The organism is Desulfospira joergensenii DSM 10085, from assembly GCF_000420085.1.
Taxonomy (GTDB): Bacteria; Desulfobacterota; Desulfobacteria; order Desulfobacterales; family Desulfobacteraceae; genus Desulfospira; species Desulfospira joergensenii.
In genome coordinates this window covers 1,565,710-1,579,947 of record NZ_ATUG01000002.1, presented here as the reverse complement: position 1 = coordinate 1,579,947, position 14,238 = coordinate 1,565,710, and the positions used below count along the sequence as shown (strand labels likewise).

General features: G+C 53.3%; 14 protein-coding genes. 8 read left to right on the top strand and 6 right to left on the bottom strand.

Annotated features, from left to right (window positions below; translation table 11 throughout):
• Nucleotides 1-10: 10 nt before the first annotated feature.
• The 4 genes from F608_RS0119845 to F608_RS32710 all read right to left on the bottom strand — a co-directional run bounded on the left by F608_RS0119845 (nucleotide 11) and on the right by F608_RS32710 (nucleotide 3,187).
• Nucleotides 11-880, bottom strand: coding sequence for an AraC family transcriptional regulator (locus F608_RS0119845; protein WP_022667432.1), 870 nt, complete (start codon nucleotides 878-880; stop codon nucleotides 11-13).
• A 209-nt stretch (nucleotides 881-1,089) separates the two neighbouring features.
• Nucleotides 1,090-2,217, bottom strand: a complete 1,128-nt coding sequence (locus F608_RS0119840; RefSeq protein WP_022667431.1) for a sodium ion-translocating decarboxylase subunit beta — start codon at nucleotides 2,215-2,217, stop codon at nucleotides 1,090-1,092.
• A 61-nt stretch (nucleotides 2,218-2,278) separates the two neighbouring features.
• Entirely contained in the window at nucleotides 2,279-2,719 is a 441-nt protein-coding gene (locus tag F608_RS0119835) for an OadG family protein (RefSeq protein WP_022667430.1), read from the bottom strand.
• Nucleotides 2,720-2,737: 18 nt separating this feature from the next.
• On the bottom strand, nucleotides 2,738-3,187 hold the full coding sequence (locus F608_RS32710; RefSeq protein WP_022667429.1) for a cyclic nucleotide-binding domain-containing protein: 450 nt from the start codon (nucleotides 3,185-3,187) through the stop codon (nucleotides 2,738-2,740).
• Between the two features lie 253 nt (nucleotides 3,188-3,440).
• Here F608_RS32710 and F608_RS0119825 point away from each other — a divergent pair, with 253 nt between their 5' ends.
• The 6 genes from F608_RS0119825 to F608_RS0119795 all read left to right on the top strand — a co-directional run bounded on the left by F608_RS0119825 (nucleotide 3,441) and on the right by F608_RS0119795 (nucleotide 10,501).
• Nucleotides 3,441-4,601 carry a BMP family ABC transporter substrate-binding protein gene (locus tag F608_RS0119825; RefSeq protein WP_027362941.1) on the top strand — a complete coding sequence of 387 codons (1,161 nt, stop codon included), beginning with the start codon at nucleotides 3,441-3,443 and terminating at the stop codon, nucleotides 4,599-4,601.
• Nucleotides 4,602-4,793: 192 nt separating this feature from the next.
• Nucleotides 4,794-6,329, top strand: a complete 1,536-nt coding sequence (locus F608_RS0119815) for an ABC transporter ATP-binding protein (protein WP_022667426.1) — start codon at nucleotides 4,794-4,796, stop codon at nucleotides 6,327-6,329.
• On the top strand, nucleotides 6,326-7,405 hold the full coding sequence (locus tag F608_RS0119810) for an ABC transporter permease (protein WP_022667425.1): 1,080 nt from the start codon (nucleotides 6,326-6,328) through the stop codon (nucleotides 7,403-7,405). Before F608_RS0119815 ends, F608_RS0119810 begins: the two co-directional genes overlap by 4 nt.
• Before the next feature lie 10 nt (nucleotides 7,406-7,415).
• On the top strand, nucleotides 7,416-8,336 hold the full coding sequence (locus tag F608_RS0119805; protein ID WP_022667424.1) for an ABC transporter permease: 921 nt from the start codon (nucleotides 7,416-7,418) through the stop codon (nucleotides 8,334-8,336).
• Between the two features lie 175 nt (nucleotides 8,337-8,511).
• On the top strand, nucleotides 8,512-9,078 hold the full coding sequence (locus F608_RS0119800) for a DUF3334 family protein (RefSeq protein WP_022667423.1): 567 nt from the start codon (nucleotides 8,512-8,514) through the stop codon (nucleotides 9,076-9,078).
• 22 nt (nucleotides 9,079-9,100) lie between these two features.
• Complete coding sequence (locus tag F608_RS0119795) at nucleotides 9,101-10,501, top strand: M48 family metallopeptidase (RefSeq protein WP_022667422.1); 1,401 nt, start codon at nucleotides 9,101-9,103, stop codon at nucleotides 10,499-10,501.
• Between the two features lie 39 nt (nucleotides 10,502-10,540).
• Here F608_RS0119795 and fusA read toward each other — a convergent pair whose 3' ends face one another.
• Nucleotides 10,541-12,592 carry an elongation factor G gene (gene fusA, locus F608_RS0119790; protein WP_022667421.1) on the bottom strand — a complete coding sequence of 684 codons (2,052 nt, stop codon included), beginning with the start codon at nucleotides 12,590-12,592 and terminating at the stop codon, nucleotides 10,541-10,543.
• Nucleotides 12,589-13,134, bottom strand: a complete 546-nt coding sequence (locus F608_RS0119785; protein ID WP_022667420.1) for a GerMN domain-containing protein — start codon at nucleotides 13,132-13,134, stop codon at nucleotides 12,589-12,591. The genes fusA and F608_RS0119785 overlap by 4 nt, the downstream gene beginning before the upstream one ends.
• A gap of 192 nt (nucleotides 13,135-13,326) precedes the next feature.
• On the opposite strand from F608_RS0119785, the gene F608_RS0119780 reads away from it, so the two are divergent.
• Nucleotides 13,327-13,698 (top strand): DnaJ family domain-containing protein, encoded by a 372-nt coding sequence (locus F608_RS0119780; RefSeq protein WP_022667419.1) that lies wholly within the window; start codon nucleotides 13,327-13,329, stop codon nucleotides 13,696-13,698.
• On the top strand, nucleotides 13,695-14,183 hold the full coding sequence (locus F608_RS0119775; protein WP_022667418.1) for a hypothetical protein: 489 nt from the start codon (nucleotides 13,695-13,697) through the stop codon (nucleotides 14,181-14,183). Before F608_RS0119780 ends, F608_RS0119775 begins: the two co-directional genes overlap by 4 nt.
• Nucleotides 14,184-14,238 lie beyond the last annotated feature (55 nt).

The following is a 14,238-nucleotide window of genomic DNA, read 5'->3' as shown; positions in this document are numbered from 1 at the left end:
AAAAATCAATTTATTTTTTGGGTTTTCCGGCAGAGGCTGCATACTGACCCGGGGTAATGCCAAAGACTTTTTTAAAGATCCTGTTCAGATGGCTCTGGTCAAAGAAACCGGCTTCCTGGGCGGTTTCTGCGATGGCCAGCCCTCTGTCCATCATCTCCCTGGCCTTTCCGGCCCGGACAAAGCTGAGATAGGCATGGGGGGTCATTCCGGTGTGGGCTTTAAAGGACCTGAGCAGATAATACTTGCTTAACCCGGCTTCACGGCCCAAATCATCCAGGGTAAGACCGGCATGAAACCGGTCGTTGATATAGGACCGCAGCCTGGCCACGGATCGTTTTTCCTTTCCCGGTTTTATGGGACCGGGGCTTTCCGGGGCATGGCGGCGGACCAGGTTCAGGACAAGGGTGATCAGCCTGGATTCCTTCTCCAGGATAGATACCCTGGGATCCTGGACCGCCCGGTGAAGGCTGTGGATCTCCCTGGCAAGCCCGGGGTCCCGGATCACCCCTTTTTTAAAAAAGGGCATGGAACAGGATTTTTCACAGATCTCTTCATAGGCGGTATGGAGCTGCCCGGGGGCCAGGTAAAACATCCGGTACTGCCAGCCCCGGTCTGAAAGGGCAAACCCGTTGTGCACCTCTCCGGGATCGGCAATGTTGATCTCCCCGGGTCCGGCCGCGACCTTCTCTCCCCTATAGTCAAATCCCAGGCATCCCTTTTCAATGACTCCGATGACGTGGCCCTCATGGAAATGGGGCTGGAATTCCTGTTTCCTGTAGGAGGCGTGGAGAATCTCAAGATTCCCCAGTTCGGGAAACCTGGAAAACAGGGTCTGATCCTCCGAAGTGCTGCCGGGGTTTTGTCTTGAGTCGGTATCCATGATTTATCATAAATCAGATACCTGGATCTTAAAAGCAAATCTTGGACAAAATTGCCCTTGCCCAAAATCTCTTTGCAAAAAATAAGGACGGCCCGGGGGCCACCCCTTTTTAAAATTTTTATCTGCGCCTGCCCATCACCGGCCTCATCCGGCGCTCCGGAATAATTAAAAACGGGTACAAAGCCTTATCAACCCTCAATTGTTGATTGTTATGCCATGAGGCTCCACAGCACCCCGGCGGCAATGGCCGATCCGATGACCCCGGACACGTTGGGGGCCATGGCATGCATGAGCAGAAAATTGGTCGGGTCTTCCTTCTGTCCCACGACCTGGACCACCCGGGCGGAATCCGGTACCGCAGAAACCCCGGCCGCACCCAGCAGGGGATTGATCTTGGACTTTAAAAACAGGTTCATGAACTTGGCAAACAGAAGTCCGCAGGCAGTGGCCACGCAGAAGGAGGTGGCCCCCAGGATAAAGATACCCACGGATTTTGAGGTCAGAAACACATCTCCCTGGGTGGAGGCCCCCACGGTGATCCCCAAAAGAATGGTGGCCGTATCGATGATGGCATTCCTTGCCGTGACAGCCAGGCGCTCGGTGACCACGGCCTCTTTGATGACGTTCCCAAAGCAGAGCATGCCCAGCAGGGGAAGGGCCGCCGGGGCCAGAAAGCAGCAGAGCAGAAAGGCCACAATGGGGAAAATCATCTTTTCCTGTTTGGAGACCACCCTGGGTTCTTCCATTCGGATAAGCCTTTCCTTACGGGTGGTCAGCAGTCTCATGATGGGCGGCTGGATCACCGGGACCAGGGCCATATAGGAGTAGGCCGCCACGGCAATGGGACCGATGAGTTTGGGCGCCAGCTTGGCTGTCAGGAAGATGGCCGTGGGGCCGTCCGCCCCGCCGATAATCCCGATGGCAGAGGCCTCATTGGGAGCAAACCCCAGGGCCAGGGCTCCCAGAAAGGTGATGAAAATCCCGGCCTGGGCTGCAGCCCCCAGAAGCATGAGCACCGGCCTGGCCAGCAGGGTGGAAAAATCGGTCATGGCCCCGATCCCCAGAAATATCAGGGGGGGATAGATGCCCTGGGTCACCCCGAAATAGAGATAATGGAGAACGGAGTTGTTCTCATAGATCCCCAGGCCCAGGCCCTTGAAAATGGGGATATTGCCCACGAGCATGCCGAATCCGATGGGCACCAGCAGCAGGGGTTCATAATCCTTGGCAATGCCCAGGTAGATAAACACCATGCCGATGATGATCATGATGATGTTCCGGTAATCACACAGGTAAAACCCCGTGTTATGAAAAAAATCAAGAAATAGTGCGTCCATTGTATTCCTCTTTTCAGGTCTGATCTAAACAGTCTGGTCTGAACGGCCCTGGGGCCGGAATCTAAAGGCTCTGGTCAAACAGATCCTGGTTCCAGCAGAACAATCCTTTTTTATCCGCAAAAATGATCCCGGACTTGAGCAGGAGATTCAGGTTGGAATGGGGATCTTTCAACCCGCTGATCTGGGCAAGAAAAAGAAGCCGGGAAAGGGAAAAATGATCCTCCATGGTTCGGACCAGGAGGGCAAACTGCCTGAAGATCTCCTTTTGCCCCGGGGTCAGATCGAGAGGGATGGTCTCCTCTTGGCTCTGGGCGGCCTTTTCCTTGGTCCCGGCCCGGGTGAAGATCTTTTTTAATTTTTCAGGGTGCTCATAAAGGGCAATAAGCTTGTGAAGCTGGGAAATCACCAGGGAAAGCATGACAAGACCGGAAAACACGATGGTAATTCCCACCACTGAAATAGCCCATCCGTTATTGGCGTTGATGGCTTCTAATCCGTACACGACTCTATCTCCTCCCTGCTAGAAACTGATGGGGACATTATCCTTTTCCCGGTTTTTGACAAAATCACCGATCCCGTCCAGAACCTCCTGCCAGGATGCCATGGCAGAAGCTGCCCCGGGCGTGTCTTCCTGGATAAACGCCAGAAATTCTTCCCTGGAAACGGCATGGGCCCGGCCCGGTTCCAGAACCGTGGCCGTGGCCTTGCAGATCCCCTTGGCAGATAAAAGCTCCATTCCGGCAAAATCCCCGCAATCCTTTAAGACAACCGCCTTTTCATCTTCATATGCCAGAAGAAGGGTCCCCTTTTCCAGAAGGAAAAAATACTGGGCCGGATCTCCCTCACTGGTCAGCACGTCCCCGGTGTGCAGTTCCCGGGAGTCAAACAGCAGGCTCAGCCTTTCAATGTCCGGGTCGTCCAGGCTCTTAAAAACATCTGAACGTCTTAAAATATCTGTTAAATTCGACATGGGTCCTCTGAAGAATCTTTAGCTCATTTGGTGAAATTTTTAATACAATCATATTTTAATTCATCTGTCGATAAAAAAATAGCCGTCCAGAGAATGGGGCCCTATCAAACGGGTCAACCTTTTATCTCCCCTGTTTCTGAAATCCCCCCTTTTATTTTCCGTTCAGGGCCGAGGATAATCTTGACTGGAAACAGGTAAATATCGTATGATCCCCGGATATTTTAACCCCGAAAATCAAAAGGAGAAACAAGGGATGAAAAAATGGACCCTTCTCGTCTTAATCTGCTCGGTATTTTTTCTGGGCTTCTCAGCAAATGCCGTTGCAAAAGAGGATAAAAAACTAAAAGCCGGTTTTATTTACGTCGGACCTGCGGGCGATTACGGTTTTACCTATGCCCATGATCAGGGAAAGAAATATGCCGAAAGCCAGCTGCCCTGGCTTGAAACCGTTATCGTTGAATCCGTTGCAGAATCCGACAGCGCCAGGATCATTGACCGCCTGGTCCAGCAGCAGAAATGCGATGTGGTCTTTACCACCAGCTTCGGCTATATGGACGACACTGTAAAGGCGGGAAAAAGGTATCCGGACAAGATCTTCATGCATTGCTCCGGGTTTAAAAGATCAAAAAACGTGGGCACCTATTTCGGTGATCTTTACCAGATGTACTACCTCAACGGAATCATGGCCGGAGCCCTGACAAAGACCGATAAGATCGGTTATGTGGCCGCTTTTCCCATTCCCGAGCTGATCCGCCATATCAATGCCTATGCCTTGGGAATCAAGGCGGTCAACCCGAAAGCCAAAGTCCATGTCAAATGGATCTACGCATGGGTCGGTCCGGACAAGGCCAAAGAAGCGGCCGAAGCCCTCATCTCCGAAGGGTGTGACAACCTTGCCTTTACCGAAGACACCCCGGCCGTTATCGAAGTGGGCCAGGATCATGCGGAAAAAGGAGACATGATCTATACCTACAGCCATTATTCCCCCATGCAGTCCTATGGAAAGGATTCCGTTGTTTCAGGCCAGATCATGAACTGGGGCGGCATGTATGTAAAGATCCTGGAAGACATCCACAACGGCAAATGGACCAACGAGGACATGTGGTGGCTGGCCAAGGAAAAGGCGGCTCTTCTGGGCGGCAGCCACGCCGACATGATCAATCCCAAGTTTATTCCCGAGCTGAAACAGGCCATGGTGGATACCCGGGAATTCGGCAAGATCTCCGCCTATGATCTGGTCATGAAACGGTATGAGCAGATGAAGCAGGGGGTAGACGTGTTTGATCCTTATACCGGCCCCATCAAGGACAACAAAGGAAAGCTTCAGATCAAGGCCGGGGAAAAGGCCTCCAAGGGCGATCTTTTGAGCATTATGTACTACGTGGACAACGTAGAAGGCTCCATTCCCCAATAGATGTTTGAGCCACGATCACATGGCCGGGAATTTTCCCGGCCATGTCTGAAATCCTATGCTTTTGGATATAATCATAAAAAAAAGCGGTTTCCCATATCACGGGGTTCCTTTGAAGGCGGATCCCGCTTTTTTTAAATTATTCTGCCGGCGGTATCGGCTTTTGACTTTCGACTTTAGACTTTCAGCTTCCTTATGAAAAAAATACAACGCCTTGAAATGAAGGGGATATCCAAGTCATTTCACGGCATTCATGCCAACCGGGACATCAACCTCCACGTGGAGTCCGGGGAGATCCTGGGGCTTTTGGGAGAAAACGGGGCCGGAAAGACCACGTTGATGAATATCCTATACGGACTTTACCAGCCCGAGGCAGGCTCCATTGAAATCAACGGCAGGCCCATCAACATCAAAAGCCCCATGGAATCCATCCGCCACGGCATCGGCATGGTCCACCAGCATTTTATGCTCATCCAGAACCATTCGGTCATTGAAAACATTGCCCTGGGGTACAAGGACACCCCGTTTTTTTTCCCAAAGATCAAGATCCGGGAGCGGGTAAAGGAATTTTCCCGGCAATTTGATTTCAAGGTGGATCTGAACCAGAAGGTCTGGCAGCTCTCCGCCGGGGAGCAGCAGCGCATAGAAATCATCAAGGCCCTTTTGAACGGGGCCGATCTTCTCATCCTGGACGAGCCCACCTCGGTCCTGACCCCCCAGGAAATCAAAGAACTGATAGATATTTTAAGGAAGATGAAGGCCCAGGGCCATATGATCATCTTCATCTCCCACAAGCTGGATGAGATCATGGACATCTGTGACCGGGTGACCGTGCTCCGGAAGGGAGAGATCGTGGGCCATGCCCATACCCGGGACACGGATAAAAAATCCCTGGCAAGGATGATGGTGGGCCGGGATGTGGTGTTCAACATCTCCCGGGAGAAGCTGGCTCCGGGAGGTCAGGTCCTTAATGTGGACAATATCCATGTGACCGGAGACAAGGGAATGCCCGCGGTCCGGGGGGTGAGTTTTGATCTATATGAAAATGAGATCTTCGGCATTGCCGGGGTGGCCGGAAACGGCCAGAGGGAACTGGCCGAGGCCATCACGGGAATCCGGAAGATCGATTCCGGAAAAGTTCATGTCCGGGGCAGGGAGATCACCAATCTATCCCCCCGGAAGATCTATGACAACGGGGTCTCCCACGTGCCCGAGGAAAGGATCCGGTTCGGTATCGCCCCGGGGCTGTTTCTCTATGACAACGCCATTTTAAAACAGCATCATCTCAAAAAATTTTCCCGACGCTACTTCCTGAAATACGGCCAGGTAAAAAATCACGCCAAAACCATTATCCGTGATTTCAAGGTATCCACCCACTCCATTGACAATCAGATCCGGAATCTTTCAGGGGGCAATATCCAGAAACTGATCCTGGGCCGGGAGATCAGTGAACAGCCCCAGCTCCTGGTGGCCTCCCACCCCACCTACGGCCTGGATGTGGGGGCCACGGAATTCTTACGGCAGCATCTTCTGGAGTTGAGGAAAAAAGGGTCCACCGTGCTTTTGTTTTCCGAGGACCTTGAGGAGATATTTGAGCTGTGCGACCGGGTGGCGGTAATCTTTGACGGGGAATTCATGGGCATCCTCAATTCCGATGACCCGGGACTCTGTGACATCGGCCTGATGATGGCCGGTTCCAAAAGACTTGAACCAAAAGACAGGGCATCATGATAAAAATCCATACCAGCGACCGGTACAACATCACGGGCATAAGGTCCCTGCTGACCAATGTGGCAAGTCTCACGGCCGGGGTCCTGGTCATCAGCATGATCTTTCTGGCAGCCGGGGTCAACCCGGTCTTCGCCATCAAGGAGATCTTCATGGGATCCTTTGGATCGGCCTACGGGTTCAAGGAGACCATCACCAAGGCCATCCCCCTGATCCTCATCGGCACCGGGCTTACCCTGGCCTTTCGGGCCAAATTCTGGAACATCGGAGCCGAAGGCCAGCTCCTGGCCGGCGCCATGCTCTCCACCTGGACCGGGCTGACCTTTGGAGAAGCCCTGCCCTCTTACGCCATTATCCCTCTCATGTTCGCGGCCGGGTTTGTCGGGGGAGCCCTCTGGGGAATCATTCCCGCTTTTTTAAAGATCCGGTATGCCATCAATGAGGTGATCTCCACCCTGATGCTCAACTATATCTGTGCGGAAATCATGACCATGCTCATCGTGGGCCCCTGGAAGGGCAAGACCCGGTTCGGGTTCCCGGGCACCGACAACCTGCCCGATTCGGCCATTCTGGGGGTGATCCCCGGATCCAGGATTCACTATGCAACCCTGGCCCTGGCCATCCTGTCCGCCCTGGTTCTCTGGGTGCTCATCTACAAAACCCGGTTCGGCTACGAGGCCCGGGTGGTGGGAGAGAATCCAGATGCCGGCAAATATGCCGGAATCAACTTCATGAAAACCAGCCTCATTCTCATGGCCGTTTCCGGGGGACTGGCCGGGTTTGCCGGCACAGGTGAGGTGGCCGGGATCCACCAATACCTGGGACACCCGGCATCGGTCTCTTCAGGGTACGGATTCACGGCCATTATCGTGGCCTGGCTGGCCAAGCTCAACCCCCTTTACGCCATTGGTTCCGGGATCTTCTTTGCCGGCATCCTGGTGGGGGGCGACGCCATCCAGATCTCCCTGGGACTGCCTGCGGCAACCGTGGAGATTGTCAACGGCATCATTCTGTTTTTTCTGATCATGGGGGAGTATTTTCTCAACAACAAGATCAGCATCCGTTTTTCTAAAAATTAGGAAGCAGACTATGGAAGACATGATTATATCCACCCTGCAGCGAACCATGATTGCGGGAACCCCCCTTCTTCTGGCCACAACAGGGGAGGTGATCTGTGAACGAAGCGGCATCCTCAACCTGGGGGTGGAGGGCGTCATGGCCATTGGAGCCCTTGTTGCATTTGTCACCACCATGACCACAGGAAGCCCTTGGCTGGGGGTATTGGCAGCCCTTGCCGCGGGCATGGCCATCTCCGTGATCCATGCCTTTGCCTCCATCACCCTCCAGGCCAACCAGGTGGTATCGGGTCTGGCCCTGACCATGCTGGGGCTGGGGCTGTCCGGCATGCTGGGCAAGCCCTATGTGGGAAAACCCCTGACCGTTAAAATGAACGATATTTCCATTCCTCTTCTCTCGGATATCCCCTATGCGGGAAAGATCCTGTTCAGCCAGAGCCCGTTTTTCTACCTGGCCATTGTACTGGCCCTGGTCTCCTGGTTTTTCCTGGAACGGACCCGGCTGGGCATCCAGGTCAGGTCCACGGGAGAAAACCCCAGGGCCACGGAAACCCAGGGTGTCAATATCTTTGCCATCCGGTATCTGTCCGTGCTCATCGGCGGGGGGTTTTCAGCCCTTGCCGGGGCCCATCTCTCCATCTCCTATTCAAAATCCTGGATCGAGGGCATGACTGCGGGCCGGGGATGGATCGCCATTGCCCTGACCATTTTTGCCCTTTGGAACCCGGGCCGGGCCATCTGGGCTTCCTTTCTGTTCGGGGGCATCTTCGTGGCCCAGTACCTCATGCAGCCCCTGGGGATATCTCCCAATTTTTTGTCCATGCTCCCCTATATCGCCACCCTGCTCATTCTTCTGGTGATCAGCTTCAGGGACCCCAGGAAACTGAATGCTCCGGCCATGCTGGCGGCGCCCTATAAGCGGGGAGAAAGGTGATCCGGGAAGTTTTTCTTTGACTTTTGGCCCGAATTCATTGATAAATAGGGGGAAATCATATCCAGTCCACCTGCCCTGACCGACAGCGGCAGACAGGCAAAGATGAATCAACCGATAAAGGAAAACAGTCGACCTGCCAAGTCAGCTTTTCCGTGTCAACACCTAAGGAGTTTCCATGGCAAGCACCCCGTCATCCAATATCGCTTCAGACAGACCCTTAATCATCTCCATTGATGAAATTTCCAAGATATTTCTTCGTACCGCCCAGAAAACCCTTGAAACCAGTACCCTTCAGGAAATCACATATTCATCCACCATCCAGGCCATCCCCAAGGTCGCCATGAGGCCTGACCTGACCTGTTTTGTTCAGTTTGAGGGGGATTACTCAGGACTGGTGATCCTCAATTTTTCCGCTGATGCCGCCTTTGCCATCTATAAAAGCTATATGACCGCCATGGGTATGCCCGAAGATGAGCTGGGGACGAGCATTACCTCCCCTGAAGTCACGGACTCCATCGGCGAGATCTCCAACCAGCTCATGGGCCAGCTCATCAAGGATGTGGAAGAAAAATTCGAACTAAATGCCAGTTTCGGCCAGCCCAAGGCCCTGACCCTTAACTCGGCCATTACCCTGGTCATTGACGCCCACTACGCAGAAAACAGACGGCTTTCCATGAAAATAGGCAACTACAGCTTCCGCATTGAGATTGCCATGGAACACACGGAATTTATTCATATTTAGATTCAACGCCCGAGGATATCCAATGAGGCCCCAACGTTTTTTTCTGACCCTGTTCGCATTCCTGTTTATCCTTGCCCCGGCCGCTGCTTCGGCCATCTCCATCCCCGACGAGATGAAACTGGCCGAAAAGTTCATGAAGATGATAGAAGAGCGCAATGTCATCCTCAAGGACCCGGTGGCCAATCACATGATCAATGAGGTGGGCGGAAATATCATTTCCACCCTGCCGCCCCAGCCCTTTCATTACTCTTTTTATATCCTCAACGATAACAGGTTCAATGCCTTTGCCAGCCCGGCAGCCAATATCTTTTTTAACCGGGGACTGATCACCGCCCTTTCCAGCACAGACGAACTTGCCGGCATCATGGGCCATGAAATCGCCCATGCGGTCAGCCGCCATGTTTCCCAGTCCGTTGACCGGTCCAAACTGGTCAGTATCGGCACCATGGCCGGTGTCCTGGCCGGCGCCCTTGTCGGTGCCACCGGAGGGGGGGGAGAAGCGGTCCAGGCCCTATCCATCGGTTCCATGGCCGCCGGACAGTCCGCCATGCTGGCCTATACCCGGGAAAATGAAACCGAGGCAGACCAGAAAGCCCTGCTTTTCCTGAAAAAAACCTGCTACTCCCCCAAGGGGCTGCTGTCCAGCCTGATCAAAATCAGGGAATCCGATTACCAGGGAATCGAAGGAATTCCCGATTATTTTAAAACCCATCCGGGAACCGGTAAAAGAATCGCCCATGTTTCCTCTCTTCTTGCCGATTACAAGCCGTCACCGACCCACAAGGCCTGCACCCCGGACTATGATTTTGATATGGTCAAGTACAGGCTCATCGGGCTGTACGAAGATCTGGATAAAAGCATTGCCCGAATAGGGCTGAAACTGGAAAAAAATCCGGAAAATCCGGCCATGAATTACGGGATGGGACTTTTATATCTTAGAAAACACCGCCGGGAGAAGGCCGTTGAATACCTTGAAAAGGCATTGTCCCAAAGGTTGTTTGATCCCATGATCCTCCTGGAACTGGGACGGGTCCACATCATTGACGGAAAATTCAGCCTGGCCATGGATGTGCTGACCGATGTCCAGGAAGACCCGGTCATCGGGCTCCAGGCAAAATATTATTACTCCGTTGCCCAGCTTGAATCGGGGAACCTAGCCGGCGCTGAGAAAAACCTGGAAAGGGTGATTGCAGAACTGCCTGAAACCTTTCCCAGGGCCTACTATTACATGGCAAAGATCATGGCCGCCAAAAAACTGGACGGCCTCTCCCATTACTATCTCGGGATCTTTTACTCCGAAGAAAAGGACGGCAGGAACGCCTCCCGCCACCTGAAAAAGGCCCTGGAAACCCTGGAGGATCCCAAACTGAAAAAAGAGGCGGAAAAACGTCTGGAAAAGACATCGGAATCCCGGAAAAGATAAACCCCTGCCCGAACGGACAAGCCCGGAAGATATCCCTCCCTACACTCTGTCAAAGGCGGAAAACTGCATGGTAAAGGTGCCCCTGCCCTGGGTGGCTGACCGCAGGGCCGTGGAATAGCCGAACATCTTTGCCAGGGGAACCACGGCCTTGATGACCTGGATATCGGCATTGGGACTGATGGACTCCACCTTGCCCCCCCTGGAATTCAGATCTGAAATGGCCTCCCCCATATAGGCGTCCGGCACAAAGACCTCGACATCCATGATGGGTTCAAGAAGGGCAATGGATGCGGATTCCAGAGCATTCTTACATGCCATGGCACCGCACACGGAAAAGGCCAGCTCCGAACCGGATCCCTCTTCGAACCGCCCCCCCTCCAGGACAATGCCCAGGTCGACCAGGGGATATCCTTTTAAGAATCCCCCTTCCAGGCTTTCCCGGATTCCCTGTTCAACGGCGGGAATATATTGTTCCGGGATATCTTCCCCGGGGGCCTTGGAAATAAAACTGACCCCTGCCCCCCTGTCAAGGGGCTCCAGCCGGATCCTGACCTCGGCAAAATGGGATTTGCCCGTAATCTCCCTTTCAAACACGGCCTGTCCCCGGGCCGGGGCCGTGATGACCTCCCGGTAGACCACCTGGGGATTGCCCACGTTGACGTTGGTTTTGAATTCCTTGAGCATCCTTGAAATGATGATCTCCAGATGAAGCTCTCCCATGCCCGAGAGGATGGTCTGGCCGGTTTCCTCGTCCTTGGAAAACCGCAGGGTGGGGTCCTCTATGGTGAACTTTTCCAGGACATCGTCCAATTTTTCCTGGTCGGCATGGGTTTTGGGCTCAATGGCAATGGAGATCACCGGATCCTGGACATCCATTTTTTCCAGAAACACGGGATGTTCCTGGGAGCACAGGGTCTCCCCCGTACCTGATTCCTTGAGCCCCACAATGCCGATGATATCCCCGGCCGAAGCCTCCTGGAGCCTCTCCTTTTTATTGGCGTGCATGAGCAGGATTCTGGACAATTTTTCCTTTTTGTTTAAAAGGGGATTGAATACCTCGGAACCGGCCACAAGCTTCCCGGAATATATCCTGGCAAAGGAAAGCTTTCTGCCCTCAATCATGGACACCTTGAATATCAGGGCGGCCAGGGGATCGTTTTTCCGGGGAAGAAACTCCATCTCCTCACCGGTTTCAGGATGAATTCCCTTTACCGGCGGGACATCCAGGGGACTGGGAAGAAAAAGTCCGATGGCGTCCAAAAGGGGCTGGATTCCCTTGTTTTTCAAGGCGGATCCGCAGAGTACCGGAACCATTTTCCGGGCAATGGTGGCCTTTCTGATGGCGGCCGTAAGTTCCTGGGAACTGATCTCCTCCTCGGAAAGGTATTTTTCCATGATCTCGTCATCCAGTTCCGAGACTGCCTCCAGAAGTTTTTCCCGAAACTCCAACGCCTTGTCCAGGAGTGTCTCATCAATTTCGGATCGGGTGTACTCCGCCCCCAGGGATTCATCGTCCCATCGGATCTGCATCATGTTGATCAGATCAATGACCCCGGTGAAATTGTCCTCGGCACCCACCGGGATCTGGATCATCACGGGATTGGCCCCGAGCTTTTTGATGATGGAATCCACGGCCTTGAAAAAGTCGGCCCCGGTCCGGTCCATTTTATTGATAAAGGCCATCCTGGGGACGGCATACCGGTCTGCCTGGCGCCATACGGTTTCCGACTGGGGTTCCACCCCGCCCACGGCGCAGAATACGCCGATGGCCCCGTCCAGGACCCGCAATGCCCGTTCCACTTCCACGGTAAAATCCACGTGGCCCGGGGTATCGATGATCTGGATGACGGACTGATTCCATTGGCAGGTGGTTACGGCCGAGGTAATTGTGATGCCCCGGTCCTGCTCATCCTGCATCCAGTCCATGACCGCCTCTCCGTCATGGACCTCCCCGATCTTGTGGGACTTGCCTGTGTAGTAGAGGATCCTTTCGGTGACCGTGGTCTTGCCCGCATCAATATGGGCCATGATTCCGATATTTCTATAGGAGGAGATGTTCTTCTTTACAGGAGCTTCTTTTTTTTGACTCATTTCACTATCAGCATATTGGTTTTAAAAAAATATTCAAGACTGACGTGGCCGCCGAGGCTTGCCACATCAGATCCGTTCACAAGTATTTTGACCTGCCGGACCCGGGGGATATTCAGGGTCAGGGAGTTGACCACCGAATAAACCGCCAGAAGCTCGGACAGGGTATCTGTATTTTCCATTTTCCCTGACCTTTGGTCTTCCATGGCCAGGTCCACCCAGGCCCTGCCGTCATCGGCAATGAAAAAAGCCCTTATGGCCGTATCCTCGGGCCAGGCAGATTCCAAATCCGGATCCATGGGCCCTGCCATAAGAGAGCCGAGGATCTTCATCCCCAGGTCGTGGGATTCCAGGCCTGCCGGGAACTGCCGGGGCCAGGCCTTTAAATGGGATCCTTCCCGGTCGGTGAAATATAAAAACCCCTCAAATAACTGCCGGCCGTCATCTTCGGCCCCAGGGGGATCTTCTGCCAGGACCCGGACCGGATGGGCTGGAAAAAATCCAGACAGACAGGCCGCCAGGAGGATAACCATCCATTTTTTCAAGGGGCGCGCCATGGGCCGCAAGCCGTTATATCCTCTTTAATTTAAAATGATATTTGATACAGTATTGCCTGAAGACTGTCAAGAATAACCCTTGCAAAAGCCTTTGTGATCGAATAAAATTGACAGTCTGAAACATTGTATTATCTTGAGTTTTTTATAAATCCCTTTTCCCTTCAGGAGACAGGCCAGAACATGATTCCCGGTTTTGAAGCCATCGTGGAAGAAAGAATCAAAAAAGCCCAGAGAGAAGGGGCGTTTGAGAATCTGGAAGGGGCCAACAAACCCCTGGACCTGGAAGACCAGAACCTGCCGGAAGAGTGGCGCCTGGCCCATAAGATCCTGAAGAACGCGGGTTTTCTGCCGCCGGAACTGGAATTGAGAAAGAAGATCACCCAGGCCGAAGATCTGCTGGAAAACTGCGGGCTGGATTCCCCGGAAGGGCTGAAGATCCAGAAAAAACTCAACTTTCTTTTAACCAAGCTCAATACCCTGAGGGGAGACCGGAACATCCCTTTGACCGCCATGGACGACTACAGGGATAATTTGATCAAAAAGATATCATGAATTTCAGACGAAGAGATAAAGACGGCCTTTTCAAGAGCATTTTTACGGCCTATTTCATCCTGCTCCTCCATGTTTTCCTCCTGGCCGGGGTGGGACTGACCGTGGTGCTTTTCAAGGGCGTATACCATTACCTGCCCTGGATCATGGCCGGCATCGGCATCCTGGTCCTCTCCATTGCCTGGATATTCTACCGGAGAATGCGGGAAAGCTCCTCCCAGCTTCGGGACATTCTTTCGGTCCCGGAATTCAGGGACCGGACCGTTGAAGTCAGACTCTTGGGGGGCCTGGCCTCCTTTACGGTCAAGGCCAGGGAAGAGCGCCCCCTGCTCCCGGACCATGGTGCTGTCCATCCCGATACCCGGATGATTGAAGATGGCGTGGCCCGGACCGAGCGGAAAATGCTGGAACTCAATACCCTGTTTGAAAAAAATCTCATATCCAGGCATGAGTTTGAAAAGGCAAAACAGAACCTCATCCAGGGATGAGCCCTTAAGCCCCCTTCCGGGGGGCAAACCCATATGAAACCAGACCCGAACCCCC